The organism is Micromonospora sp. NBC_00362 (assembly GCF_026342155.1).
Classification (GTDB): domain Bacteria; phylum Actinomycetota; class Actinomycetes; order Mycobacteriales; family Micromonosporaceae; genus Micromonospora; species Micromonospora hortensis.
On record NZ_JAPENH010000001.1, the window covers coordinates 6574581 to 6599676 of the forward strand.

The 25096-nt window shown below is 72.0% G+C and carries 22 protein-coding genes; 13 read left to right on the forward strand and 9 right to left on the reverse strand.

The window, feature by feature from the left end; translation table 11 throughout:
* Positions 1 to 12 precede the first annotated feature (12 nt).
* Both OG992_RS30415 and OG992_RS30420 read right to left on the reverse strand, forming a co-directional pair.
* Positions 13 to 936 (reverse strand): NlpC/P60 family protein, encoded by a 924-nt coding sequence (locus OG992_RS30415; RefSeq protein ID WP_238685542.1) that lies wholly within the window; start codon positions 934 to 936, stop codon positions 13 to 15.
* Positions 937 to 995: 59 nt separating this feature from the next.
* Complete coding sequence (locus OG992_RS30420; protein ID WP_238685541.1) at positions 996 to 2093, reverse strand: mandelate racemase/muconate lactonizing enzyme family protein; 1098 nt, start codon at positions 2091 to 2093, stop codon at positions 996 to 998.
* Between the two features lie 44 nt (positions 2094 to 2137).
* On the opposite strand from OG992_RS30420, the gene OG992_RS30425 reads away from it, so the two are divergent.
* Positions 2138 to 2935 (forward strand): tyrosine-protein phosphatase, encoded by a 798-nt coding sequence (locus OG992_RS30425; RefSeq protein ID WP_266304937.1) that lies wholly within the window; start codon positions 2138 to 2140, stop codon positions 2933 to 2935.
* Here OG992_RS30425 and OG992_RS30430 read toward each other — a convergent pair.
* The 3 genes from OG992_RS30430 to typA all read right to left on the reverse strand — a co-directional run bounded on the left by OG992_RS30430 (position 2904) and on the right by typA (position 6512).
* On the reverse strand, positions 2904 to 3605 hold the full coding sequence (locus OG992_RS30430) for a lysoplasmalogenase (protein WP_266304938.1): 702 nt from the start codon (positions 3603 to 3605) through the stop codon (positions 2904 to 2906). The two genes, OG992_RS30425 and OG992_RS30430, sit on opposite strands and share 32 nt — an antisense overlap.
* A 74-nt stretch (positions 3606 to 3679) precedes the next feature.
* Positions 3680 to 4531 (reverse strand): serine hydrolase, encoded by an 852-nt coding sequence (locus OG992_RS30435; RefSeq protein ID WP_266304939.1) that lies wholly within the window; start codon positions 4529 to 4531, stop codon positions 3680 to 3682.
* Between the two features lie 112 nt (positions 4532 to 4643).
* Complete coding sequence (typA, locus tag OG992_RS30440; protein WP_238685537.1) at positions 4644 to 6512, reverse strand: translational GTPase TypA; 1869 nt, start codon at positions 6510 to 6512, stop codon at positions 4644 to 4646.
* A 133-nt stretch (positions 6513 to 6645) separates the two neighbouring features.
* Between typA and OG992_RS30445 the strand changes: the two genes are divergently transcribed.
* Together OG992_RS30445 and OG992_RS30450 are read left to right on the forward strand one after the other, a co-directional pair.
* Entirely contained in the window at positions 6646 to 8067 is a 1422-nt protein-coding gene (locus tag OG992_RS30445; RefSeq protein ID WP_266304940.1) for a DedA family protein, read from the forward strand.
* A 34-nt stretch (positions 8068 to 8101) separates the two neighbouring features.
* On the forward strand, positions 8102 to 8977 hold the full coding sequence (locus OG992_RS30450; RefSeq protein WP_238685535.1) for a lytic transglycosylase domain-containing protein: 876 nt from the start codon (positions 8102 to 8104) through the stop codon (positions 8975 to 8977).
* Positions 8978 to 9024: 47 nt separating this feature from the next.
* Here OG992_RS30450 and OG992_RS30455 read toward each other — a convergent pair whose 3' ends face one another.
* A complete protein-coding gene (locus tag OG992_RS30455) occupies positions 9025 to 11151 on the reverse strand; it encodes an efflux RND transporter permease subunit (RefSeq protein WP_266304941.1) in 2127 nt (708 codons plus the stop codon).
* Positions 11152 to 11274: 123 nt separating this feature from the next.
* On the opposite strand from OG992_RS30455, the gene OG992_RS30460 reads away from it, so the two are divergent.
* From OG992_RS30460 to OG992_RS30480, 5 genes are all read left to right on the forward strand, one after another.
* Positions 11275 to 11790, forward strand: coding sequence for a MarR family winged helix-turn-helix transcriptional regulator (locus tag OG992_RS30460; RefSeq protein ID WP_091407987.1), 516 nt, complete (start codon positions 11275 to 11277; stop codon positions 11788 to 11790).
* Positions 11791 to 11793: 3 nt separating this feature from the next.
* Positions 11794 to 13485 carry a CocE/NonD family hydrolase gene (locus OG992_RS30465; RefSeq protein ID WP_266304942.1) on the forward strand — a complete coding sequence of 564 codons (1692 nt, stop codon included), beginning with the start codon at positions 11794 to 11796 and terminating at the stop codon, positions 13483 to 13485.
* A 144-nt stretch (positions 13486 to 13629) separates the two neighbouring features.
* A complete protein-coding gene (locus tag OG992_RS30470; protein WP_238685532.1) occupies positions 13630 to 14505 on the forward strand; it encodes a hypothetical protein in 876 nt (291 codons plus the stop codon).
* 106 nt (positions 14506 to 14611) lie between these two features.
* Entirely contained in the window at positions 14612 to 15187 is a 576-nt protein-coding gene (locus OG992_RS30475; protein WP_238685531.1) for a helix-turn-helix transcriptional regulator, read from the forward strand.
* Positions 15184 to 16464, forward strand: a complete 1281-nt coding sequence (locus tag OG992_RS30480; protein WP_266304943.1) for an MFS transporter — start codon at positions 15184 to 15186, stop codon at positions 16462 to 16464. Before OG992_RS30475 ends, OG992_RS30480 begins: the two co-directional genes overlap by 4 nt.
* A gap of 48 nt (positions 16465 to 16512) precedes the next feature.
* Here OG992_RS30480 and OG992_RS30485 read toward each other — a convergent pair whose 3' ends face one another.
* Positions 16513 to 16716: a cold-shock protein gene (locus OG992_RS30485; RefSeq protein ID WP_007462771.1), complete on the reverse strand. Its 204-nt coding sequence runs from the start codon at positions 16714 to 16716 to the stop codon at positions 16513 to 16515.
* A gap of 193 nt (positions 16717 to 16909) precedes the next feature.
* Between OG992_RS30485 and OG992_RS30490 the strand changes: the two genes are divergently transcribed.
* Complete coding sequence (locus tag OG992_RS30490; protein WP_323181927.1) at positions 16910 to 17593, forward strand: 50S ribosomal protein L11 methyltransferase; 684 nt, start codon at positions 16910 to 16912, stop codon at positions 17591 to 17593.
* A 100-nt stretch (positions 17594 to 17693) separates the two neighbouring features.
* Positions 17694 to 18302 (forward strand): DedA family protein, encoded by a 609-nt coding sequence (locus tag OG992_RS30495; RefSeq protein WP_266304944.1) that lies wholly within the window; start codon positions 17694 to 17696, stop codon positions 18300 to 18302.
* Positions 18303 to 18550: 248 nt separating this feature from the next.
* Here OG992_RS30495 and OG992_RS30500 read toward each other — a convergent pair whose 3' ends face one another.
* The gene (locus tag OG992_RS30500; RefSeq protein WP_266304945.1) at positions 18551 to 19204 is read right to left on the reverse strand and encodes an MBL fold metallo-hydrolase; all 654 of its coding nucleotides are present in this window, start codon (positions 19202 to 19204) and stop codon (positions 18551 to 18553) included.
* An 8-nt stretch (positions 19205 to 19212) separates the two neighbouring features.
* Positions 19213 to 19929, reverse strand: coding sequence for a maleylpyruvate isomerase family mycothiol-dependent enzyme (locus OG992_RS30505; protein WP_266304946.1), 717 nt, complete (start codon positions 19927 to 19929; stop codon positions 19213 to 19215).
* Positions 19930 to 20107: 178 nt separating this feature from the next.
* On the opposite strand from OG992_RS30505, the gene rsgA reads away from it, so the two are divergent.
* The 3 genes from rsgA (at position 20108) to OG992_RS30520 (ending at position 25022) form a co-directional block, all read left to right on the forward strand.
* Positions 20108 to 21178: a ribosome small subunit-dependent GTPase A gene (gene rsgA / locus OG992_RS30510; RefSeq protein WP_266304947.1), complete on the forward strand. Its 1071-nt coding sequence runs from the start codon at positions 20108 to 20110 to the stop codon at positions 21176 to 21178.
* 251 nt (positions 21179 to 21429) lie between these two features.
* Entirely contained in the window at positions 21430 to 24375 is a 2946-nt protein-coding gene (gene uvrA, locus OG992_RS30515; RefSeq protein ID WP_238685525.1) for an excinuclease ABC subunit UvrA, read from the forward strand.
* A 161-nt stretch (positions 24376 to 24536) separates the two neighbouring features.
* The gene (locus OG992_RS30520) at positions 24537 to 25022 is read left to right on the forward strand and encodes a Rieske (2Fe-2S) protein (RefSeq protein WP_238685524.1); all 486 of its coding nucleotides are present in this window, start codon (positions 24537 to 24539) and stop codon (positions 25020 to 25022) included.
* Positions 25023 to 25096 lie beyond the last annotated feature (74 nt).

Sequence of the window (25096 nt, forward strand, 5' to 3'; positions counted from 1 at the left end):
GCCGGTAACCGGTCAGACCCGGTGCGCGCCCACCAGCGTGGCGGTCCGGTCGGCCTGCAGTTCCTCTTCGATGACCCGCCGCCGCCGGTAGCAGGCGTGCAGCATCCGGCGCTGGCCGCCGTCGCCGGGGGCGGCGGTGACGATGCCGATGTGGTGGATCTTGCGGCCTGGTCGGGCGAAGAAGTAGAGATCGCCGGGGCGTTCCGCGCCCAACGACAGCGGGGTGGTGGCCACTGCCTGATCGTCGGCGTCGCGGGGCAGCAGCACCCCGAACCGCCGCCAGGCCAGATGCACCAGCCCCGAGCAGTCGATGCCGTGGGCGGAGAGACCGCCCCAGATGTAGACGACGTCCAGCAGGCGCTGTGCCACGGCGAGCGCCTGCGCGGCGGCCGGTGACACGGCCGCCGACGGGACCAGGTGGCGGTCGGGCAGCCAGAGCGGGGTGACCCGGCCGGGGACGTGCACAGGCCGCCACTCGTCGAGCGCGGGGCCGGCCGGGACGAGCCGGGTGCCGACGACGACGCCGGGCAGCACCACCGGCCCGTTCGGGGCGGCGTGCAGCCCGGTGACAGTGGCGTCCACCACCAGCGGGTGGTCGATGCTGGTGTGGGCCGGGTCGAGGACGGCCAACTGCTCGGCGGGGAGCCAGCCCGGGTAGCCGCGGGGGTCCAGCTTGGCGGCTGGTTGTTCGACGGCGACGACCCGGGCCCAGCCGTCCGGGCGTAGCTCGCTGACGAGGACCCGTTCGCCGAGCAGGAGTTGGCTCAGCACGCAGTCGCCGACCTGCTGGTCGGTGTCCATTCCCGAGACCCAGGTCGGGATGTCGGCACCGGCGGTCAGCGCCGGACGGTCGACCGGGCGGACTGCCTCGGGAGAGGTCCACAGCGTCGCCACGGCGACCCGGACGACGGCCTCGCGGCCCGGTCGCAGCTCCACGTCAACCCCCAGATCGTGTCGGCTGTCCAGGGGAACCCTATGAAAGAAACCGACGGTCATCAACCACGAGCTTGCACTTTTGCTTCAGCGAGGCCGGAGATGCCCAGGCCAGGGGCGTCCGGCAGCACCACTGTCGCCCCGTCGTAGCGAATGCCGCCCTGCACCGGTGACCAGGCCAGCCACCAGGCGGCGTCCAGGTCGGGGACCGCTGTGGTGCCGTACGCGGCGACCAGACTCGCGGCTGCCCCGATGCCGACCTGGCTCTCCATCATCGAGCCAACCACAGTGCCGAGCCCGTGCGCGGTGGCCAGGTCGAGGAGGGTGCGGGCCGGATGCAGTCCACCGCACTTGGCCAGCTTGACGTTGACCAGGTCGGCCGCCCGGCGGCGGATCACCTCCACCAGGTCACGGACCCCGAAGACCGCCTCGTCGGCCAGGATCGGCACGGACACCCGGTCGCTGACCCAGGCCAGCCCGTCCAGGTCCCAGCGGGCCACCGGCTGCTCGACCAACTCCACGTCGAGCCCGGCGTCCTCGATGCCGCGGATCACCCGGACCGCCTCCCGGGGCGTCCAGCCCTGGTTGGCGTCCAGCCGGATCCGGGTGCCGGGGCCGACGGCCGCCCGTACCGCGCGCACCCGGTCCAGGTCACCGGCCGCGTCGGTGCCCACCTTCAACTTGAGCACGCCGAAGCCGTCGGCCTGCCGCTGCCGTGCCGCGGTCGCCAGGTCCACCGCGTCGCCCGCGGCGAGGGTGACGTCCGTCGGGACCCGCAGCGTGGTGCCCCCGAGCAACCGCACCAGGGGTACGCCAAGCCGCCGCGCGGCGAGGTCGTGCAGGGCGACGTCCACCGCCGCCTTCGCGGCCTCGTTGCCGACCACGGCGCGTTGTACCTCGGCGCAACGGGTCACCAGGTCGTCCGGGTCACGGCCGATCAGCTGTGGGCCGAGCAACTCGCGGACGCACGCCTGCGCGCCGGCGACCGACGCGCCGGTGACCTGCCAGACCTGGGGCGCCTCACCGAAGCCGGACCGGCCGTCGCTGTCGACGAGTTCGACGACCAGGGTGTCCACTGTGGTGGTACGGCGCAGCGCGGTGACGAACGGGGTGTGTAAGGGGGCGGAAACCCGGTGGGTGCGTACCGCCGAGATCGTCATGTGAGGCACCCTATACAAAGGTTCACCGCGGGAGGGGAGACCGGATGACCGGGCAGGGCTGGGAGCTGGTGGGTGCACCGAACGCGCGTGACCTGGGCGGGCTCGTCGGCGCGGACGGGCGGCGGGTCCGGGTCGGCCAGTTGATCCGTACTCCGGCGCTGGGTCGGCTGACCGACGAGGACCTACCGGTGCTGGCGAAGCTGGGGCCGGCGTGCGTGGTGGATCTGCGCGACACCTCGGAGATCGCTGTCGCGCCGGAGGACCGGTTCGCCGGTGAGCCACGGGTGGTGCGCCTGCCGGTGCATGATGCGGAGCACCCGGTCTTCACCTACGTCTCGGCGGTGCTGCTCGGTCACGACCTGGACGCGTACGCGGAGCTGGCCCGGCAGGGCACGGCGGGGGCGATGGCGGCGATCTACCGCTGGTTCGTGACCGGTGAGTCGGCGCGGGTGGGTTTCGCCGAGGCGGTGCGGCTGGCGTCCCGGCCGGAGAATCTGCCGCTGCTGTACCACTGCTCGGCCGGCAAGGACCGCACCGGTTGGTTGACAGTCATCCTGTTGACGGCGCTCGGGGTGGACGAGGCGGCTATTCGCGCCGACTACCTGCGCAACAACGAGCTGACCGACAGCCTGCGGGCTGTGATCGTCGAGGCGATGCGTCGGCGGAATCCCGAATTGGACGTCGACGCGGTGGTGCCGGTGCTGGAGGTCCGCGCCGAGTATCTCGACGCCGGTTACGCCGAGGTGCGTCGGGTGCACGGCTCGTTCGACGCGTACCTGCGCGACGGGCTGGGGCTCACCGACGGCGACCTCAGGGCGTTGCGGGCGCAGTTGCTGGAGTGACAGGTGCGTCGGTGGGTGGGCCGGTGTGGGCGGCGCGGCCGGTGACGATCAGTGCCTGGCCGGCGGCGTAGGTCGCCATGACGAGCACCGGCGCGCCGGGTGGCTGGGCCACCTCGGCCACCCCGGCGGCGATCAGCAGGTCGGAGCCGAGGAAGAGCGCGGCGCCGAGACCGACCCGCCAGCCCTGGGTGGCTGCGGTGCTCGCCATGGCGGCGAGCGCGATCGCGTAGCCGGCCACCGGTAGGGCCAGCCCGACGTCGGTCAGCCCCGCCCACATCCAGGTGAGCGCGACGACGGTCAGTACCGCGTACCCCAGGGGGACGGCGACAAGCGGCGTGCGGCGCAGCGCTGTCGCGGCGCCGTGTCGGGTGAAGGCCGCGAGGTAGCAGAGGTGCGTGCCGAGGAAGCAGGCCATGCCGGCGAGGAACCAGCCGGTGCCGTCGATCATCAGGGCGACGTCGCCGCCGGTGGCGAAGGCCAGCGCGGCGAGCAACAGTCGGTCCGGTCGGGCCGCGCGTTCGGCGCTGACCCGCCAGAGGTACGCGGCCAGCAGCGGCATCAGCAGGGGCTTGGTCAGGAGGAAGGCCAGGCCGCCGCCGGTGGCGTTGGCCAGCAGGTTCGCGGCCGTCACGACGAGGAAGGCGATCAGCACGGTGCGACTGCGGGGCATTGGCGGCTCCGGGGTGGGGTGCGAGCAGCGTAGCCGCAGTCGGCGGCGCTGGCCTCGCGGCCGGGGCTGTCGGGTCAGAGCTGGTGGCGGGCGGCCCAGACCCGCGCCGAGATGTGGGCGAGCAGCAGGCAGGCGTCGTCCTCGACCTGGTCGTCGCCTCCGGCCAGGTCGGTGGTGGTGCAGACGGCGATCAGGTACGGCGGGGCGTCGTCGGGCAGTACCAGGCCGGCGCCGTGGCGGACGCCGCGTACCCAACCGTTCTTGTGCGCGATGCGGGTGCCCTTGGGCAGGCCGGCGGCGAGGTCCTCGCGGTGTTCCTGGGCGAGCAGGACGTCCAGCATGGTGGCGCAGGCGGCCGGTGAGGCGATGGGGCCGGCTGTGGTGGCCCCGGTGGCCAGGGCGCCGAGCAGGGCGGCCAGGTCGGCGGCGGTGACCGTGTTGGTGATGCCGGCCTCGCGGGCGGCGAAGTCCTCGATGCCGCGGCCGGTGACGCTGTTGCGGGCACCGGCGAGCGCCCAGACCTCGGCGACCGCGGGCAGCCCGACGTGGCCGAGGACGAGGTTCGTGGCGAGGTTGCTGGAGCGCACGATCATGCGGTCGGCCAGCCACCGCAGCGTCGCGGTGCCGCCGATGCGATCCCAGACCGCGTCGTCGTTGTCGTAGGGCTGCGCGTTGGCGAAGCGGGGTGCGCCGGGCTGGGCGGAGTCGAAGTCGTTGACGACCGGGACCGGGGCGTCCAGGTCCAGGGTGCCGGCCTCGGCGGCGCGGTGCAGCGCGGCGAGCACCGCCACCTTCATGGTGCTCGCGGCGTAGTGGCCGGCGTCCGCGTGGCGGGTCCAGGTCGGCGGGGCGTCGAGTCGCCCGACGTACGCGGAGACGGTGCCGGGCACCCGGTCCAGGTGGGCGTCGAGATCATCCCAGGTCATGCCGGTGACCGTAGCGGATCAAGTAGGGGTGGGCTCGCGTAGCCGTCTGGGGAAAGACGACGGGCGCGTCGACCGCAAGCGGCCGACGCGCCCGTCGTCGGGTGCTGGTGGGTCAGCCGGCGTGCTTGCGGCGGGCGGTGGCCCGGCCCCGCAGCTGCTGGTCGAGCACCACCTTGCGGATGCGCACCGTGGCCGGGGTGACCTCGACGCACTCGTCCTCGCGGCAGAACTCCAGCGCCTGCTCCAGGGTGAGCTTGCGCGGCGGGACCAGCTTCTCGGTCTCGTCGGAGGTCGACTGCCGCATGTTGGTGAGCTTCTTCTCCTTGGTGATGTTGACGTCCATGTCGTCGGAGCGGGAGTTCTCCCCGACGATCATGCCCTCGTACACCTCGGTGGTGGGCTCGACGAAGAGCTGACCGCGCTCCTGCAGGTTGGTCATCGCGAAGGCGGTGACCGCGCCGGCCCGGTCGGCGACCAGCGAACCGTTGTTACGGGTACGCAGCTCACCGAACCACGGCTCGTACGACTCGAAGACGTGGTGCAGGATGCCGGTGCCCCGGGTGTCGGTGAGGAACTCGGTGCGGAAGCCGATCAGGCCGCGCGCCGGCACCAGCCACTCCATCCGGATCCAGCCGGTGCCGTGGTTGACCAGCTGCTCCATCCGGCCCTTGCGGGTGGCGAGGAGCTGGGTGATCGCTCCCAGGTATTCCTCCGGGGCGTCGATGGTCAGCCGCTCGACCGGCTCGCAGGTCTTGCCGTCGATGACCCGGGTGACCACCTGCGGCTTGCCGACGGTCAGCTCGTAGCTCTCCCGACGCATCTGCTCGACCAGGATGGCCAGCGCCAGCTCGCCGCGGCCCTGCACCTCCCAGGCGTCCGGCCGCTCGGTGGGCAGCACCCGCAGGGACACGTTGCCGATCAGCTCCTTGTCGAGCCGGTCCTTGACCATCCGCGCGGTGACCTTGGAGCCCTTGAGCCGGCCGACAAGCGGCGAGGTGTTGGTGCCGATGGTCATCGAGATGGCCGGCTCGTCGACGGTGATCAGCGGCAGCGCGACAGGGTTCTCGACGTCGGCGAGGGTCTCACCGATCATGATTTCCGGGATGCCGGCGACGGCGATGATGTCGCCCGGGCCGGCGGTCTCGGCCGACGTGCGCTCCAGGCCCTCGGTCATCAGCATCTCGGAGATGCGGACCCGCTGGGTGCTGCCGTCGGTGCGGCACCAGGCCACCGTCTGACCCTTGTTGATGGTGCCCTGGCGGACCCGGCACAGCGCGAGCCGGCCGAGGAACGGCGAGGCGTCCAGGTTGGTGACGTGGGCCTGCAACGGCGCGCCGTCCTCGTACGAGGGTGCCGGGATGGTGTCCAGCAGGGTGCGGAACAGCGGCTCCAGGGAGGTGCTGTCGTCGGGCACCGAGCCGTCGGCGGGCTGGGTCAGCGAGGCGACACCGTCGCGGGCGCAGGCGTAGACGATCGGGAAGTCGATCTGCTCCTCGTCGGCGTCCAGGTCGAGGAAGAGCTCGTAGGTGTCGTCCACGACCTCCTTGATCCGGGCGTCCGGACGGTCCACCTTGTTGATCACCAGGATGATCGGCATCCGGGCCCGCAGCGCCTTACGCAGCACGAAGCGGGTCTGCGGCAGCGGGCCCTCGCTGGCGTCGACGAGCAGCACCACACCGTCGACCATGGTCAGGCCGCGCTCCACCTCGCCGCCGAAGTCGGCGTGGCCGGGGGTGTCGATGATGTTGATGGTGACCGGGTCGGAGCCGTCCGCCGGCAGGTAACGCACGCCGGTGTTCTTGGCCAGGATCGTGATGCCCTTTTCCCGCTCCAGGTCACCGGAGTCCATCACCCGCTCGGTGTTCTCGCCGCGTGCGCCGTACGCGCCGGCCTGCCGCAACATGGCGTCGACCAGGGTGGTCTTGCCGTGGTCGACGTGAGCGATGATGGCGACGTTGCGGAGGTCGGTGCGAAGCTGCATACCCTCTATCCTTCCGCCTGCGCTCGCGCAGGCTGCGTCGGGGTCACCCCCAGGTGCCCCTGATCTATGGTGAAACCGCTGTGCCGGTGGTTCTCCCGGCTGGCATGCTGGCACCCGTGTCCCGGGGGCCTGAGTGCACGACCTGCTGACCTGGGTGCAGGGTCTGCCCACCCTGTGGATCTACCTGGTCGCCGCGCTGATCGTGGCGGGCGAGACCGCGGTGATCTTCGGCCTGCTCGTGCCGGGTGAGGCTACCCTGCTGCTCGTCGGCTTCCTCACCTACAACGGTACCTTGCGGCTCGGGCCGGCGTTGCTCGCGATGATCGTCGCGGCGGTTCTCGGCGATGGGCTGGCCTTTCGTGCCGGGCGGCGGTACGGCTCCCGGCTGCGCGCCGGGCTGGGTCACCGGGTCGGGCCACAGCGGTGGGCCCGGGCCGACGCCATGCTCGCCCGCCTCGGTGGGCGGGGGGTGTTCGCCGCCCGATGGGTGGCTTTCGCCAGGACCCTGGTGCCCCGGTTGGCCGGTGCGGCCGGCATGCCGTACCGGCGGTTCGCCCTCTGGAACCTGGCCGGAGTGGTGACCTGGGTGGGCGGCTCGGTGCTGCTCGGTCACCTCGCCGGTGAGTCGTACGACACGGTCTCCCGGCTGCTCGGCCGGGCCACCGGGGTGGCGTTCCTGCTGTTGGCCGGCCTGGTGGGTGTGGTGCTCGTGGGCCGGTGGCTGGGCCGTAACCCCGACCCGGTGCGCGCGCTGCTGTCCCGGGCCGGCGCGCTGCCGCCGGTGCGGTGGCTCACCGCCCGCTACGGGGTGCTGTTCTTCCTGGTGACCATGCGGATCGGCCCGGCCTGGACGCTGCTGCTCAATCTGGCCGCCGGGCTGCTGCTGCTGTTCGCCGCCGGGCTCGCCATCGCCGGTCTGCTCGCGGTGGCGGTCCGCAACAGCGGGCTGGCCGCGCTGGACGGCGCCATCGCGGGGTGGTTCGCCGCCCGGCGTACCCCGGACGCCGCCGACGCCACACTCGTAGTGGTGTCGGTGGTACGTGGGTGGGTGCTGATCCTGTTGGTGGCCCTGGTGGCGGCGGTGCTGGCGTGGCGCAACCGACCCTGGCGGGCCGACCTGCTCAGCGTCGTCGGCACTGTGGGCGCGTTCGTGCCGCTGGTGGTGCTGGCCGTGGTGGCCGAACTGACCGGCCCGAACGGGACCGCCCCGGGCGGCGGTGAGGCGGCTCCGCTCTCCACCCAGAACGCCGTGGTCGCGGCGAGCTTCTGCACCCTGGCGTGGCTGGTGTCGCGCGGCGCCCACTGGCCGGTGGCGGTGGCCGCCTGGACCGCCGCGGCGGCGGGGATGCTCGGGATCGGCGGCGCGCGGCTCTACCTCGGACTGGACACGGCGAGCGGGACGGCCGCGGCGGTGCTGCTCGGTGTGCTCTGGACTGTGGTGTTCATGGTCGCCTGGGCGACTCGGGACCGGGCGGTGGGCAACGGTCAGCCCTCGGTGGACGAGGCCCCCCAGCGGCCGTCGCAGGGGCAACGCCGCCCGGTCGAACCTTGTTAGGGTGCGGCGACAATCACATCGGGGAGGCAACGGCATGGTTCGACGCACCGATCGGCTGGGCGCCGCAGTGCTCGCCGGGCTTCTGCTGGCGAGCGCGCTGGTCGGCTGCGCCGCCAAGGGGGAGAGCCCATCGGGCCTGGCCGCGCCGGTCGCCGTCACCGACGGGCCGACCGATGCCCCGTCCGACGAGGTCAGCGGGGAGCCGAGCCCGTCGGTGAGCGCCGTGGAGTCGATGGGTTCCGCGCCGAGTCGGAGCGCGACCCCGAAGCCGAAGACGACGAAGAAGCCGACCCGGGCGGCGCCGAAGCCGCGCCCGACGCCGAAGCCACCCACCGAGACCGAGGTTCCGCCGGCGCCGCCGAAGCCGGCACCGAGTTCCTGCAAGCCGACCTACAAGGGCAGCCAGGCGAGCCGGTCCGAGGTGAAGGCGGCGCTGACCGATGCGGCCAACCGCACCTACTGGCCGGTCTCGGCGCCGGACATCACGATCCCGCTCAACCTGCTCAAAGCCACCGCGTGGCAGGAGAGCGGCTGGCAGTCCAACATCTACGCCTGCGACGGTGGGGTCGGGCTGTTGCAGGTGATGCCGGCCACCGCGACCTGGATGAACCAGCGGTTCGAGAAGAGCTACAAGATCGACGACTACCAGGACAACGCCTACCTCGGCGCCACCTACCTGGCCTGGGCGACGAAGTACATCGGTGACATGTACTTCGAGTCCGACTTCCGGCTCGACCCGGCACTGTGCACCACCGAGCTGAATTCCTGCCTGCTCAACGCCGTCATCGCCGCGTACAACTTCGGGCACGGCGCGGTGGCTCAGGAGGGGAAGCCGCTGGCCATCCCCAACCCGTCGTACGTGCGCAACGTGCGGGCGCTGATGAGCGAGTGCGTCTGCCTGGCGTACTGACCTCGACGGGGGCCGTGGCGGATCCGCCACGGGCCCCGTCGAGTCGGTCAGTCGTGCGCGGCGACCGGCTCGGGTGAGCGCGGGGTGGCCTGCGCCGGGTCGCCTGTGATGCGGCCGGGCCACCAGAAGCGGTCGCCGAGCAGGAACGCCAGCGCCGGCACCAGGACCGTACGGACCAGCAGGGTGTCGAGCAGGACACCGATGCAGACGATGATCCCGATCTGGGTCAGGGTGATCAGCGGGAGCACGCCGAGCACGGCGAAGACCGCGGCGAGCAGCACTCCGGCGCTGGTGATCACACCGCCGGTGACCCGCAGGGCGGAGAGCATCCCGGCGCGGGTGCCGGCGCTGCGGGCGTCCTCCCGGGCCCGGGTGACCAGGAAGATGTTGTAGTCCACCCCGAGCGCCACCAGGAACACGAAGGCCAGCAGCAGCACACCGCTGTCCAGGGCCGGGAAGCCCAGCACGTGGTCGAAGAGCAGCCAGGCCGCGCCGAGGCTGGCGAAGTACGACGCGATCACGGTGAGCACCAACAGCAGCGGCGCGAGCAGACCGCGTAGCAGCAGCACGAGCACGGCGCCGACCAGCAGCAGGATGATCGGCAGGATGAGTCGCAGATCCCGGTCGTTGGCCTCGTCGGAGTCGTACGTGGCGGCCACGGAACCACCGACGATCGCCCCGGACGGGGCGTCGCCGCCGGCGGCGGCCGGCGGCGCGGAGTCGGGAACGGCGGCGACCGCCGCCCGTAGCGCCTCGATCGCGCGGTCCGAGGCGGTGGTGCCGGGTTCGGCGTCGAGGACCACGTCGACCTGGGCGACGGCCGCGCCGGCGTCGCCGGGGCGCGCCGAGGCGACACCGGGTACCGCGGTGGCGGCGTCGGTGACCGCCCGCACCGCCGCCGGGGTGGTGATCACGGCGACGGGCTGGGTGCTGCCGGCGGGGAAGGCCCTGGCCAGGGTCTGTGCCCCGGTCACCGCCTCGGGCTCGGCCCGGAACTGTTCGGTCTCGGACAGGCCGGTACGGATGCCGAGCCCACCCAGTGCCAGGCCGCCGAGCAGCACTGTGGCCAGCGTCGCGACCACCACCGGGCGGCGTTGCACGGCGGCGCCGAGTCGACCCCAGAGCCGACCCTCGCGCACCGGGCCGCCGACCCGGGGTACGAACGGCCAGAACAGGCCGCGACCGAAGAGCACCAGCACGGCGGGGAGCACGAACAGGGCCGAGAGCATGGCGAAGACCACACCGGTGGCGCACGCCACGGCCAGCGCGCGGTTGGTCTCCTGCTCACTGAGCAGCAGGGTGAGGACGCCGAGTACGACGGTGCCGCCGCTGGCGAGGATGGGCTCCGCGGTGCGGCGCAGCGCGGCGCGCATCGCCGCGAACCGGTCCTCCTCGCGGCGCAGCTCCTCCCGGTAGCGGGCGATGAGCAGCAGCGCGTAGTCGGTTGCGGCGCCGAAGACCAGCACGCTGGCGATGCCGGTGACCTGACCCTGCTGGAGGTTGATGCCGACGCCCGGCACGATGACGTCCACCGCGCGCAGGGTGAGCTGCTCGGTGGCGGCGACCACGACCAGCGGCACGATCCACAGGAACGGGCTGCGGTAGGTGATCAGCAGGAGCAGCGCGACCACGGCGGCGGTCACCATGAGCAGTGTGACGTCGGCGCCGTCGAACACCGAGGAGAGGTCGGCGGTGAACGCCGGGGAGCCGGTCACCTCGGCGGTCAGCCCGTCGGGCAGGTCCGCGAGGGTGGCGCGCAGCTGGGTCACCGCGTCGGTGACGACCTCCTGCCCGCCAGCGGTGTCCAGCGGCACGGCGACCAGGGCCACCGCGCCGTCCGGGGAGATCTGGGCGGGGCTGACCTGCCCACCCACCGCGAATCGGCGCAGACCGTCGGCGCGAGCGCCGACGGTCGCCCGGTCGGCCTCGCTCAGCGCGCCGCCGTCACCACGACTGATCACCACGATGGCCGGCTGTACGTCGCTGGAGGGCAGCTGATCCTGGAGACGTTGCACCTGGGTCGACTGCCACTGCGCGGACAGGCCGGTGGCGGAGACCGGCGCCGGGTTGTCCGGCTGGGGTGTGCCGAAGACGGCCGCGCCCACGACGATCGCGGCGGCCACTGTGAGCCAGGCGGCCAGTCGGCCACGAGCGACTCTGGTGAACACAGACATCAGGTGACCTCAAGGTCTTTCGGAAGCCGAGTATCTTGATAGCCGAGATTATCCGGGGCTGTTCTATGCTGCAACCCGAGAGACCGACGACGGGAAGAGCGGCGCGAGGTGGCGACTCACGGCATGTACCGACGGCGCGACACGCGCCGCGAGCAGCTGGTCGCCGAGATCACCAACAACCTCCGGCGGTACGCGGTGGACGCCCAACAGGTCGGCCACGCCTTCGCCAACCTGCACGGCCTCAACCCGACCGACCTGCAGGCGTTGATCGCGGTGATGGACGCCGAACTGCTCGGTGACCCGATCACCCCCGGCCGTCTCGGCGAGCAGCTGAACCTGTCCTCCGGCTCGGTCACGGCCCTGATCGATCGGCTGGAACGGGCCGGGCACATCCGCCGCGACCGGGACACCGTCGACCGGCGCAAGGTGCTGCTGCACTACGCCGACCAGGGCGCGGCCCTGGCCATGGAGTTCTTCCGCCCGCTGGGCGCCCGTACCGACACGGTGATGGCCCGCTTCAGCGAGGACGAACTGGAGGTGGTGCACCGGTTCATGGCGGAGATGAGTGAGTCGCTGCGCGGGCACCGCGACGCGGTGCGTGCCGCCCGGCCGGAGTCGCCCCGCCGCCCGACGGGCTGACCGGTGCCGGACCTCGTCACCCGCCTCGCCAGCGCCGCGCTACGCCTGCCACCGACCCGCCCCGGCCCCGTGCGGGTCAGCCGTGACCTCCCGGTGTGGGCCCGCGACGGTGTGGTGTTGCGCACCGACCACTACGCCCCGGCCGTCATCGGCGCGCCGACAGTGCTGATCCGCACCCCCTACGGGCGGGGTGGACCGCTGCGGTTGCTCGGTCGGCTGCTCGCCGCCCGGGGTCGACACGCGGTGATCCAGTCGTGCCGGGGCACCGGTGGCTCCGGTGGAACGTTCGCCCCGCTGGTGCACGAGCGCGACGACGGCGCGGACACGCTGGACTGGCTGCGTCGCCAGCCCTGGTGGTCCGGGCGACTCGGCATGTTCGGGGTCAGCTACCAGGGCTTCGCCCAGTGGGCCCTGGCCGCCGACGCCGGCGAGGAGCTGCGCGCGATGGTCGCCGTGGTGACCGCCTCGGCCACCCGCGACTCGACGTACGCGGGGGAGTCCTTCGCCCTGGACACCGTGCTGACCTGGGCGGAGCTGCTGCACGCGCAGACCGTGCCGTGGCTGGCCCGGCAGTGGGAGCTCAAGCGCGGGCAACCCCGGCTGGCCGCCGCGCTGGAGCACCTTCCCCTGGCCGAGGCCGACCGGGTGGCCACCGGCGTGACCATCCCGTTCTTTCAGGAGTGGCTGCGCCACCACACACCGCAGGCCGCGTACTGGCGGACCCGGGTCTTCGCCGACCAGGTCGCGAAGGTGCGGGCGCCGGTGATCATGGTCAGCGGTTGGCACGACATCTTCCTGCCCGCCCAGCTCGACGATTACGCCGTGCTGCGCGCCGCCGGCACACCGCCGCGCCTGGTGATCGGTCCGTGGACGCACGGCAGCCCCGGACTGTTCGTGGCCGCGCTGCGCGAGGGGTTCGGCTGGCTCGACGAGCACCTGCCGGCCGCGCCACGATCGCCCGTCGCGGCGGGACCAGCCCGGCCCCCCGTGCACATCTACGTCGGCGGCGCCGGTGGCGGCTGGCGGGACCTGCCGGACTGGCCACCCCCGGCCGTCGAGACCGCCTGGCACCTGCAACCCGGTGGCGAGCTGGCGGCCCGCCCACCTGTCGCGTCGACACCGGACCCACTCCGCTACGACCCCGCCGACCCCACCCCGTCGCTGGGCGGTCCACTGCTCGTCGGCCAACGGGCCGGCCCGGTCGACAATCGACCTGTCGAGGCCCGCGCCGACGTGCTGACCTACACCAGCACCCCACTGACCACGCCGGTCGAGGTGATCGGCCCGGTCCGCGCCGAGATCCACCTCCGCAGCGATCTGCCGTACCTGGACGTCTTCGTTCGTCTGTGCGACGTGGACCGCCGGGGTCGCTCATGGAACGTGTGCGACGGCCTGGTGCGGGTCACGCCCGAGCGCTTCCCGCCCGACCCTTCCGGGGTGCTGCGGATTCCGGTGCCGCTCTGGCCGACCGCGTACCGCTTCGCCGCCGGGCACCGACTGCGGGTGCAGGTCTGCGGTGGCGCCCATCCACGGTGGGCCCGCAACCCCGGCACCGGGGAACCCCTCGGTACGGCGGTGACGCTGCGTGCCGGTTGGCGACAGGTTCTGCACGATCCGGCGCACCCCTCGGCGCTGCTGTTGCCAATCGTCCACTCTGACCCGCGCCAGTCTCCAGTTTGCACTGACCTGCTCTGAGCTGGGCGTTTGTCCAAAACGCGGGCTATGGTTGAGTCATCGCCCGGCGCCGTGCACCAGTAGACCGGGCTCGTCCGAAGCCCAGCACCGCGTACGCGGTGTGACGTCGTGCCCGGTCCCCGCCTCTCGGAAAGGGGGACCCCCATGACCCGGGCCCCGGCTAATCTTCTGGCCGTCCGAAGCCTGCTCCTCACTCACCTCGACAACGCCCCCGGGCCAGACGACCTTGACCCGGGCGAGGTCGGCATCGTCGGCGACTCGGCCCACCGGGGTGGCTACCACTGCGGATCGGACCGGGTGGTCACGAACGACTACTCGGTGGTCGAGTCGCCCCGCGACCGGGCCGGGCTGACCCTCGACGCGGCGGCGCTGGACGTCGGCCAGTTCAATGTCCGCTCCGGTGGTCGTACGAACACCCTGCCCAGCTTCTCGGTCTGGTGCGTCGCGCAGTGCGTCGCGAACGCGGCCGACGCCCGGGACATCCGGGAGATCATTTACAGCCCCGACGGCACCACTGTGCGGCGGTGGGACCGCCTCGGCAAGCGCACCAGCGGCGACAGTTCCCACCGCTGGCACACCCACTTCAGCTTCTTCCGCGACGCCATCAAGGCGGGCCGCGACCAGCGGCCCCTGTTCCGCCGGTACCTCAGCTCCATCGGACTCCTGGAGGACGACGACATGACCCCCGAAGAACACAACTGGCTGGCCACCGTCCACAAGAACCTCACAGTGCTGGACGGCCGTAACCCGATCGGGCAGATCTACACCCGGATGGCGGTTGGTGAGGATGCCACGGTCCCGAACTTCGTCTCGGCGCACCCGACGCTGACGTCGCTCGCCGCCCAGGTGAGCGCGTTGCAGGCGGCGCTGACCGCGCTCTCCAACCGGGACTTCACCGATGAGCCGGCGATCGTCCAGGGCGTCCTGGCGTCGCTGACGCCGGAGAAGATCGCCGCAGCCATCCCGCCCACCATGGCCAAGCAGGTCGCCGACGAGTTGGCCCGCCGGCTGGTCGCCTGAGCGAGGGGCGGCCCGAGGCCGCCAGGCCGCCCCTCTTGGCGCATCCGCAACGGCTCTTGAGCAATAGTTATTGCGCAAGAGCTGTTGCGGATGCCATCCTGTCGGCATGGACAGCTCCGACGTACGCCAGATCACCGACTCCCGGGTGCTGGCCGCCATGTCCCACCCGCTGCGCCGCCGGCTGATGGACGTGTTCAAGGTCCACGGGCCCTCCACCGTCGGGCTGCTCGCCGAGCGCACCGACCAGGCCCCCGCGAACGTCAGCCACCACCTCAAGGTCCTCGCCGCCGCCGACCTGGTCACCGAGGCGCCCGAGTTGGCCCGGGACCGGCGCGAGCGGTGGTGGCGCCTGGTCACCCGAGCGCTGAGCTGGTCCAACGCCGACTTCGACGCCGACCCGGCGGCCCGAGCGGTCGCCGACGCCGCCACCTCGCTCAACCTGGACCGGCACGTCGCCCTGGCCCGGGCCTGGCACGCCGCCGACGAGAGCACCCAGGCCACCTGGAACGACGCGCCGTTCTCCACCGACCACTGGCTACGCCTCACACCCGAGGAACTGGCCGAGCTGAGCCGCGAGATGATCGACGTCCTCGCGCGCTGGGCCGACCGGGAGCCACCCGACGACGACGCCGACCGAAGGCCGGTCTTCGTGTTCGTCCACGGCGTACCGGCCAAACCGTGACCACCGCCACCCGCGACGACACCACCGACGTCCGGCCGACCGGAGGGCTGCTGCGGCATCGCGACTTCCGGCTGCTCTGGGCCGGCCAGGCGGTCAGCAGCGTCGGCAGCAACGTCACCACCGTCGCGCTGCCCCTGGTCGCGGTCGCCGTCCTCGACGCCGGCACCTTCCAGGTGGCGGTGCTCACCGCCGCGGCCTGGCTGCCCTGGTTGCTGATCGGCCTGCCGGCCGGCGCGTGGGTCGACCGGCTGCCCCGCCGACCGGTGATGGTGATCTGCGACCTGCTCTGCGCGGTGGCCTTCCTCAGCGTGCCGCTGGCCGCGCTGGTGGACCGGCTCACCGTCGCGCACCTGCTGGTGGTCGCCCTCAGCGCGGGCGCCGCGCGCGTCTTCTTCGAAACCGCCGACAAGGTCTACCTGCCGGTGCTGCTGCGACCCGAGCGACTGCCGGAGGGCAACGCCAAGCTCCAGGCGACCCAGACAGTGAGCTACGTCGTCGGACCCGGCCTCGCCGGTCTGATCGCCCAACTCGTCGGTGCCGTCGCCGCGCTGCTGCTGGACGCGCTCACGTTCCTGCTCTCCGCGGCGTTCCTGCTGCGCATCCGCACCCGCGAACCACGCGTACGCCCCTCGGAGCGGTCCCGATCGTTGCGCCGCGACATCAGCGAAGGTTTGCGCTTCGTCATCAGGGACCCGTACCTGCGGGTGCTCACGCTCTTCGGCGCGGCCAGCAACATCGGGCTGACCGGATACCAGGCCGTCCTGGTGGTCTTCCTGGTCCGCGAACTGCGTCTCGAGCCGGGCCTGGTAGGCGGGCTCGTCGGGGTGATGAGCGCCGGCGGGATCATCGGCGCGCTGCTCGCCACCACTGTGGCCCGGCGCTGCGGCACCGCACGGGCGCTACTGATCGCGGCGGCGTTCACCGGCCCGCCCGCGCTGCTCATCCCGCTCGCCGCACCCGGCGTCGGGCTGGCCTGGCCCGCCCTCGGCGGCCTGCTGATCGGTCTCGGGGTGGCCATCGGCAACGTGGTCAAGGGCGCCTTCCGGCAGACCTACACGCCGCACCACCTGCTGGGCCGGGTGACGGTGAGCATGCATCTGCTCAACTACGGCACGATCCCGCTGGCGGCCGTGCTGGCCGGTGCCATCGGCGCACGTTACGGCGTCGAGACGGCAATTGTCGTGATGACCGCCTGGCTGGCGCTCACCCCGTTGATCCTGCTGGTCGGGCCAATCCGGAGGCGGCGGGACCTGCCCGCCGCCCCGGCGGCGTCTTGAGTGCGCTGCGACGGCGGCCGGAGACCGGCCGCCGTCACCGGCACGGAGCTACATCGGGCGGACGTTGTCCGCCTGCGGACCCTTCTGCCCCTGGGTCACCTCGAACTCGACCTTCTGGCCCTCGTTGAGCTCCCGGTAGCCGCTCGAAGCGATGGCGGAGTAGTGGACGAACACGTCCGGCCCTCCACCGTCCTGCTCGATGAAGCCGAAGCCCTTTTCCGAGTTGAACCACTTAACCGTGCCGGTTGCCATGCATCTCTCCCTGTTCAAAGCGGCTGACCCTCGGCCTCTGGCCGATGATCGCCCGTACCTGTTCGACAGTAACGGGCAAAACCCCGATCCGCTGGCCGAAGTGCCGTAGGTATTTGACTGAACTCGGGTGAACTCTGCGCGGCGGCATGCGAAACCCGCCCCGACCAACCGCCGCTGGGGCATGCTTGCGCCGATGAGAGATGCCGCAGCCGACGCGCTGACCGAGCTGGAACGCGAGATCCACGCGCCCGGTGCCGGTCTGGACCGGCTCCGGCTGATGCCCACTCCGTTCGTCCCCGAGGTGCGGCTGCACCTGGCCGAGGACGCGATCGTCTGGTGGGCCCGGATGGAAGCAGCCGCCGGACACGCGCTGCCAGCGCCGTACTGGGCGTCCGCCTGGGCCGGAGGACAAGCCCTGGCCCGCCACCTCCTGGACCACCCGGAGCTGGCAGCCGGCCGCCGGGTGCTCGACCTCGCCGCCGGGTCCGGACTGGTGGCCATCGCCGCCGCGCTCGCCGGCGCCGCGGAGGTCATCGCCAACGACATCGACCCGTACGCCGTCGCCGCCGTCACCCTCAACGCGCGGGCCAACCACGTCGCCGTCGACGCCACCGGGGACGACCTGCTCGACAGCACCGAAGCGAAGGTCGACCTGGTCGTCGCCGGAGACGTCTTCTACGACCGCGCGATGGCCGACCGCATGCTGCCCTTCCTGCAGCGGGTCGCCGCCGCAGGCGCCGACGTGCTGGTCGGCGACCCCGGCCGTGGACACCTACCCACGGACCGCCTGACCGTGCTGGCCGACTACCCGGTACCCACCACCGAACCGTCGGTCGACTCGTCGCTACGCCACGTGCAGGTGCTGCGCCCCGCCTGAGGCGGACCACGACTCAGGGGCGACCCCGAGGCGGATACCAGGGGTCACTAAGGGCTACGACCCGATGTCCGAAGTGGTGCCACGGACATAGCGTCGACGCATGACGCAATGGCTGGCCCAGATCGGAGAACTACCGATTCTGCTGCTGATGGGTGCGCTCGGGCTCGTCATGCTCTTCGACGCCGTACCCCTGCTGGGTGTCCTGGTCCCCGGCGACGTCGCGATCCTCGCCGCCGTCGGCGTCGGCCGCCCGAGCGCCGGGTTGGCCACCTTCACCGCGGTGCTGGTCGGCTGCCTGGCCGGCTGGTCGCTGAGCTTCCTGGTCGGCCGGCGCTACTCCGACCGACTGCGCGACAGTCGCGTCGGCGGCTGGATCGGCGAGGCACGCTGGACAGCGGCCGAAGGAATCCTGCGCCGCGGGGGCGGCCGGATGATGATGGTCGCGCCGTTCCTGCCGGTCTTCAACGCGTTGCTGCCACTGGCCGCCGGCGGGTTGCGGATGTCGTACGGCCGATTTCTCGGCTGCGCGACGATCGGCGCGGCCGCCTGGGCCGGTCTCTACCTCGCCCTGGGCACCGCGTCGCGGTCGGTGGCCGGGCTGCTGCCGGGCGACCCCAGCCCGCTGCTGGTCACGATGGGGGTCGGGCTGGTGCTCGCCTCCATCGCGTTGCTGGGGGCGCGGCGGCGGTTGTTCTCCGTCGTTGGCTGAGCTTTCTTCGTTCTGGGGGGCGCGGGGGCGCTTGGGCGCGGGGGCGCTTGGGCCGGGTTGCGGTGGGTGGGGGGGGGGCCCGCCGTGCCCGGCTCCGGGCGGTCAGGCTTGATCCCTGCGCCGGGCACGGCGGGCCCCCGCCCCGTCGTGGTTCCGGTTTGTGCGAGGGTGCCGCCTTCGCCGGTGGGTTTTGATCTTGGTTGTTCTTGGTCGACGTTGGGTCTTCTGGTTGGTGGTGGGGTAGTGGGTTACCAGCCTCTGGCTTTCCACTGGGGGAGGGCGGGACGCTCAGCGCCGAGGGTGCTGTCCTTGCCGTGGCCCGGGTAGAACCAGGTGTCGTCCGGGAGTTGGTCGAACAGCTTGTGCTCGACGTCGCCGATCAGCGCCGCGAAGCGCTCCGGGTCCTTGTCGGTGTTACCCACCCCACCGGGGAAGAGACTGTCGCCGGTGAAGAGGTGCGGGGTGCCGGCCGGGTCGCGGTAGAGCAGCGCGATCGAACCCGGGGTGTGCCCCTTGATGTGGATGACCTCCAGCGCGCAGTCGCCGACCGCCACGGTGTCGCCGTCGGCCAGCCGCTCCGCCTCGATCGGCAACCCTGACGCGTCATCGGCGTGCACCAACGCCCGGGCGCCGGTCTTGGCGACGATCTCCTCCAGCGCCACCCAGTGATCCATGTGCTGGTGGGTCGTCACCACGGCGGTGAGCCCACCGTCACCGATCAGTTCGAGCAGCCGGGGCGCCTCGTTGGCGGCGTCGATCAGCACCTGATCACCGGTGCCCGTGCAGCGCAGCAGGTAGGCGTTGTTGTCCATCGGACCCACCGACAGCTTGCTGATGGTCAGCCCGTCCAGCTCCCGAACCGCCGGTGCGCCGCCGTGCGTGACGTCTCCGCTGTATGTCATGACGTTTTCTATATCCATTCCGGTGGAGTAGGCAGGGGACCGTCAGGGATGACGGAGAGCAGGGCGCCGTCGGCGCGGCCGATCAGCCAGGCGGCGAGGTCGGGGGCGGTGCCGGCGACGACCGGGGCGTCCACGCGTTCCCCGATCACCACCTCATGCTCGCTGCCGTCGAGGCGCAGCACCATCGACGGCGGTGTCGGCCCCGTGGCGTGATGACTGGCCGCCTCCCGCAGCAGACGGTGGGCGAACGTCTCCGACCAGTCCGCGGCCCGGTAGTCGACGGCCAGATCGAGGTGATGCACCTCGATCTCCCGCAGCCGGCCCCAGACCAGCAGCGCCGCCGGCCACGGGCCCCTACGCGCCTGCACCGTCGCCGCCCAGGCGTCGGCCGGCATCGCCGCGACCGCCTCGGAGAACAGGTCCGCGGTGCGTCGCAGGTCGTCCAGGTGCGCGGCCGGTGGCCGGCCCGAACCGGCTTCGATGTCCGCGGCGCGGCCGTCCAGCGAGGCGTACATCGGCAGCGCCGCCCCGGTGCGGGCCGCGGTGAGCAGGTTGACGAAACCGTCGGCGTTGCGCGCCACATGCGCCAGCACGTGGCCGCGCGTCCAGCCCGGCAGCAGCGACGCGGCGGCCAGGTCCGCGGTGTCGAGAGAAGCGGCGCTACGCAGTAGTCGGCTGGTCGCCGCGTCCACCTCGCCCATCAGCAACAGCGGATCCGTGGTCACCCGTCGACCCTAGCGGTCCGCCGTCGCGCCGTCGCCGCGGAAATCGCTTTCGGCGCGTCGGTGCGGGACCTACCGTCAGCGGCAGACGCGGCACCGGGACATCGGACGGAGGTGGTGATCATGCCGGACGTGGCACGCGTGTTCCGCCATCACCAGCTTCGACACCGATGAGGATGCCATGACGATCGATCTGACCGCCCTCGGCTGGGACGCCGAGCGGACGGCGTACGCCGCGCGCCGCGGCGAGCACCAGCCGGGTCGGGTGGCCCGGGTGGACCGGGGGGTCTGCACTGTGCTCACCGCAGCCGGCCCGGTCCGGGCCAGCCTGGGTGGGGCGGTGCTGACCGTCGCCGCCCGGGACCCGTCCGCGCTGCCCTGCGCCGGGGACTGGGTGCTGCTCACGCACTGGCCGGACCGCCGCGTCACAGTGGAGGCGGTGCTGCCGCGGCGAGGCGCGCTGATCCGGCGTACCGCCGGCAAGGACGCCAGCGGTCAGGTGCTGGCCGCCAACCTCGACGCCGCCGCCGTGGTGGAGCCGGTGCACCCCGAGCCGGACGTGGGCCGGATCGAGCGGCTGCTCTCCCTGGCCCACGAGTCCGGCGCCCGGCCACTTGTCGTACTGACCAAGGCGGACCTCGCTGCCGACCCGGCCGCGCTGGCCCGCCAGCTGGCCGCCGTCGCCCCCGGGGTGCCGGTGCTGCCGGTCAGCGCCGAACGTGGCCTCGGGCTGGAACCGCTGCGCGCCGAGGTGACGCCCGGCCGCACCCTCGGCCTGCTCGGCCCGTCCGGTGCGGGCAAGTCGAGCCTGGTCAACGCCCTCGTCGGGGCGGTGATGATGCCCACCCAGGCGATCCGGCGGGTGGACGGCAAGGGCCGGCACACCACCACCTGGCGGGCCCTCGTACCCATCCCCGGTGGCGGTGCGGTGATCGACACGCCCGGCGTCCGGGCGGTCGGCCTGCTCGACGGCGCAACCGGGCTCGACCGGGCGTTCGCCGACATCGCCGGGCTGGCCGAGGGTTGCCGGTACGCCGACTGCGGCCACGACGGCGAGCCGGCCTGCGCGGTCCGGGAGGCGCTGCACACCGGCGAGCTCTCCACCCGTCGGTGGGAGAGCTGGCGGCGGCTGCAGGGTGAGGTGGCCCACGAGAGCCGACGGCGGGAGGCCCGGGTGGCGGCGGAGCGACGCGGGGGGTGGCGTTCGGCCCGGCGTCGGGCCGCGCGTCCGCCGACGCCCGGCGGCTTCTGACCGGCGCCTGCGGACCGCGCGTGCGCGGGGTTTGTGGGCGGCGCTTTGGCGGGCGTGTGGGCGGCGGGTACGCGGGGCGTATGGGCGGCGCGGCCGACCGGGCTGAGCTGGGGGAATGTGCGGGCGAGGGAAACTGTCATACCTCGGGGCTAGAGTTGCCGAGGCGTGTTTTCCGCGCCCGCACGACCGCTCAAGACCACCCAGAGCGGGACAGATCCTTCGCTTCATCTTCTTCCGGGAGTACACGCACAGTGGCCGACCGACTGATCATCCGTGGCGCGCGCGAGCACAACCTGCGTGACGTCAGTCTCGACCTGCCCCGGGACGCACTCATCGTGTTCACCGGGCTGTCCGGGTCGGGCAAGTCGAGCCTGGCCTTCGACACGATCTTCGCCGAGGGGCAGCGCCGCTACGTCGAGTCGCTCTCGTCGTACGCCCGGCAGTTCCTCGGTCAGATGGACAAGCCAGACGTCGACTTCATCGAGGGCCTGAGCCCGGCCGTCTCGATCGACCAGAAATCCACCTCGCGTAACCCGCGCTCGACCGTCGGCACCATCACCGAGGTCTACGACTACCTGCGTCTGCTCTACGCCCGCATCGGTGAGCCGCACTGCCCGGTCTGTGGTGAGCGCATCTCCCGGCAGAGCCCGCAGCAGATCGTCGACCGGGTCCTCGCCATGGCCGAGGGCACCAAGTTCATGGTGCTCGCCCCGGTGATCCGTGGCCGCAAGGGCGAATATGTCGACCTCTTCGCCGAGCTCCAGGCCAAGGGCTACGCCCGGGCCCGGGTCGACGGCGTGGTGCACCCGCTGACCGAGCCGCCGAAGCTCAAGAAGCAGGAGAAGCACACCATCGAGGTGGTGATCGACCGGCTCACCGTCAAGCCGAGCGCCAAGCAGCGGTTGACCGACTCGGTCGAGGCCGCCCTGGGTCTGTCCAGCGGCTTGGTCCTGCTCGATTTCGTCGACCTTCCCGAGGACGACCCGGACCGCGAGCGCCGCTACTCCGAGCACCTGGCCTGCCCCAACGACCACCCGCTCGCCATCGAGGATCTCGAGCCTCGGGTGTTCTCCTTCAACGCGCCCTACGGCGCCTGCCCGGAGTGCACCGGCCTGGGCACGAAGAAGGAGGTCGACCCGGAGCTGCTGGTCCCCGACCCGGAGCGCAGCCTGCGCGAGGGCGCCATCCAGCCCTGGTCCACAGGGCACAACCTGGAATACTTCCTGCGCCTGCTGGAGGCGCTCGGCGAGGCCCAGCACTTCGACATCGACACCCCGTGGCGGGCGTTGCCAGCGCGGGCGCAGAAGACGATCCTGCACGGCTCCGACGATCAGGTGCACGTGCGCTACCGCAACAAGTACGGCCGTGAGCGTTCCTACTACACCGGCTTCGAGGGCGTGGTGCAGTGGATCGAGCGCCGGCACTCCGACACCGAGTCCGAGTGGTCCCGCGACAAGTACGAGGGCTACATGCGCGACGTGCCGTGCGCGGCGTGCGGCGGTGCCCGGCTCAAGCCCGAGGTGCTCGCGGTCACGCTGGCCGGCAAGAGCATCGCCGAGGTCTGCAACCTGTCCGTGGGGGAGTGCGCCGACCTGCTCGCCGGCATCGAGCTGACCGACCGGCAGAAGATGATCGCCGAGCGGGTCCTCAAGGAGATCAACGCCCGGCTGCGGTTCCTGCTCGACGTCGGCCTGGACTACCTCTCCCTGGACCGCCCGGCCGGCACGCTCTCCGGCGGCGAGGCACAACGCATCCGGCTGGCCACCCAGATCGGCTCCGGCCTGGTGGGCGTGCTCTACGTGCTCGACGAGCCGTCGATCGGGCTGCACCAGCGCGACAACCACCGACTGATCGAGACCCTGATCCGGCTGCGTGGGCTCGGCAACACCCTGATCGTGGTGGAGCACGACGAGGACACCATCCGCACCGCCGACTGGATCGTCGACATCGGGCCGGGCGCGGGTGAGCACGGCGGCAAGATCGTGCACAGCGGCTCGGTGCCGGCGTTGCTGAAGAACAAGGAGTCGATCACCGGCGCGTACCTGTCCGGTCGGCGGTCGATCCCGACGCCGACGGGCCGCCGCCCACAGGACCCGGCCCGCGAGCTGGTGGTGCACGGCGCGCGGGAGCACAACCTGCGCAACCTGACCGTCTCGTTCCCGCTGGGCCAGCTGATCGCGGTCACCGGGGTCAGCGGCTCGGGCAAGTCGACGCTGGTCAACGACATCCTGTACGCGGTGCTGGCCAACCAGATCAACGGCGCCCGGCTGGTGCCCGGCCGGCACACCCGTGTCTCCGGGCTGGAGCACGTGGACAAGGTCGTCGGCGTGGACCAGTCGCCGATCGGCCGCACACCGCGCTCCAACCCGGCCACCTACACCGGCGTCTGGGACCACGTCCGCAAGCTCTTCGCCGAGACCACCGAGGCGAAGGTGCGCGGGTACGGCCCGGGTCGGTTCTCCTTCAACGTCAAGGGCGGGCGCTGCGAGGCGTGCTCGGGTGACGGCACCATCAAGATCGAGATGAACTTCCTGCCCGACGTGTACGTCCCCTGCGAGGTCTGCAAGGGCGCCCGGTACAACCGGGAGACCCTGGAGGTGCACTACAAGGGCAAGACCGTCTCGGACGTGCTGGAGATGCCGATCGAGGAGGCCGCGGAGTTCTTCTCCGCCATCCCGGCCATCCACCGGCACCTGAAGACCCTTGTCGACGTCGGCCTGGGCTACGTCCGCCTCGGCCAGCCCGCGCCGACCCTCTCCGGTGGTGAGGCGCAGCGGGTCAAGCTCGCCTCCGAGTTGCAGAAGCGCTCCACCGGGCGGACGGTCTACGTGCTCGACGAGCCGACCACCGGTCTGCACTTCGAGGACATCCGCAAGCTGCTGATGGTGCTGGAAGGGCTTGTCGACAAGGGCAACACGGTGATCACGATCGAGCACAACCTCGACGTGATCAAGACCGCGGACTGGCTGATCGACATGGGTCCCGAGGGTGGCCACCGTGGCGGCACAGTGCTCGCCACCGGCACCCCCGAGGAGGTCGCCGAGGTGGCCGAGAGCCACACCGGCGAGTTCCTGCGCCAGGTGCTCAAGCTCGACGGCAAGGCCAAGGGTGCGGCTGCCGCCACCACCCGGGCCGCCAAGGCCAACGGCGTGACCAAGGCGCGGACCAGCCGTAAGGTGCCGGCCGCCGCGCGTTGACCTTTCGGTGCGTGTTCGCGGGGCGGGGCGGGTCGGTTGACGACCCGCCCCGCCCCATTTGCCGGGTCGGACGAGTCGCGCGATGAACCATCCGGCACAGTTGCCCGTGTGGAGAAGTGTGGCCGGCTTTCGACCGGCAGCGGGCTAGAGAGAGGCGAGGCATGAGTGACGATCAGGCGCTGACCGGTCCGGGTGTGCAGACCCGTCGTACCCTGCTCACCGGCGTCGGGGCGGTCGGCGCGGCCGTCGTCCTGGCCGCCTGCGGCAGCGACGACGGCGGCAGCGGCAGTGACGCACCCACCAGTGGCGGCCCGGCGGTACCCAGCACCGGTGACGCCGGCGGCGGCGACCGGCAGAACGCCCAGTCGTTGGCCACCACCGCCGACATCCCGGTCGGGGGCGGCAAGGTCCTCGCCGCCGAAGGTGTGGTCATCACCCAGCCCGCGGCAGGCCAGTTCAAGGGCTTCAGCCCGATCTGTACGCACCAGAACTGCCCGGTGACGAACGTCGACGGCGGCACCATCAACTGCACCTGCCACGGCAGCAAGTTCTCGATCGAGGACGGCTCGGTGAAGGCCGGCCCGGCCACCAAGCCGCTGCCGCCGAAGGAAATCAAGGTCACCGGCGACCAGATCTCGCTGGCCTGATCCGACGCGGGGCCGGCGGGCTGACCGGCCGCACGCTGACCGGCCGGTCGGCGGCCCGGCGTCGCAGGCTCGGC

Bases quoted from the DNA above. Each gene is read 5' to 3' on its own strand.
- OG992_RS30435 (WP_266304939.1), bottom strand. From the start codon at position 4,531: ATGACCTGGGATGATCTCGACGCCCACCTGGACCGGGTGCCCGGCACC.
- OG992_RS30460 (WP_091407987.1), top strand. From the start codon at position 11,275: ATGTACCGACGGCGCGACACGCGCCGCGAGCAGCTGGTCGCCGAGATC.
- OG992_RS30430 (WP_266304938.1), bottom strand. From the start codon at position 3,605: ATGCCCCGCAGTCGCACCGTGCTGATCGCCTTCCTCGTCGTGACGGCC.
- OG992_RS30455 (WP_266304941.1), bottom strand. From the start codon at position 11,151: ATGTCTGTGTTCACCAGAGTCGCTCGTGGCCGACTGGCCGCCTGGCTC.
- OG992_RS30425 (WP_266304937.1), top strand. From the start codon at position 2,138: ATGACCGGGCAGGGCTGGGAGCTGGTGGGTGCACCGAACGCGCGTGAC.
- OG992_RS30420 (WP_238685541.1), bottom strand. From the start codon at position 2,093: ATGACGATCTCGGCGGTACGCACCCACCGGGTTTCCGCCCCCTTACAC.
- OG992_RS30495 (WP_266304944.1), top strand. From the start codon at position 17,694: ATGACGCAATGGCTGGCCCAGATCGGAGAACTACCGATTCTGCTGCTG.
- rsgA (WP_266304947.1), top strand. From the start codon at position 20,108: ATGACGATCGATCTGACCGCCCTCGGCTGGGACGCCGAGCGGACGGCG.
- OG992_RS30520 (WP_238685524.1), top strand. From the start codon at position 24,537: ATGAGTGACGATCAGGCGCTGACCGGTCCGGGTGTGCAGACCCGTCGT.
- OG992_RS30500 (WP_266304945.1), bottom strand. From the start codon at position 19,204: ATGACATACAGCGGAGACGTCACGCACGGCGGCGCACCGGCGGTTCGG.
- OG992_RS30475 (WP_238685531.1), top strand. From the start codon at position 14,612: ATGGACAGCTCCGACGTACGCCAGATCACCGACTCCCGGGTGCTGGCC.
- typA (WP_238685537.1), bottom strand. From the start codon at position 6,512: ATGCAGCTTCGCACCGACCTCCGCAACGTCGCCATCATCGCTCACGTC.
- OG992_RS30470 (WP_238685532.1), top strand. From the start codon at position 13,630: ATGACCCGGGCCCCGGCTAATCTTCTGGCCGTCCGAAGCCTGCTCCTC.
- OG992_RS30485 (WP_007462771.1), bottom strand. From the start codon at position 16,716: ATGGCAACCGGCACGGTTAAGTGGTTCAACTCGGAAAAGGGCTTCGGC.
- OG992_RS30450 (WP_238685535.1), top strand. From the start codon at position 8,102: ATGGTTCGACGCACCGATCGGCTGGGCGCCGCAGTGCTCGCCGGGCTT.
- OG992_RS30490 (WP_323181927.1), top strand. From the start codon at position 16,910: ATGAGAGATGCCGCAGCCGACGCGCTGACCGAGCTGGAACGCGAGATC.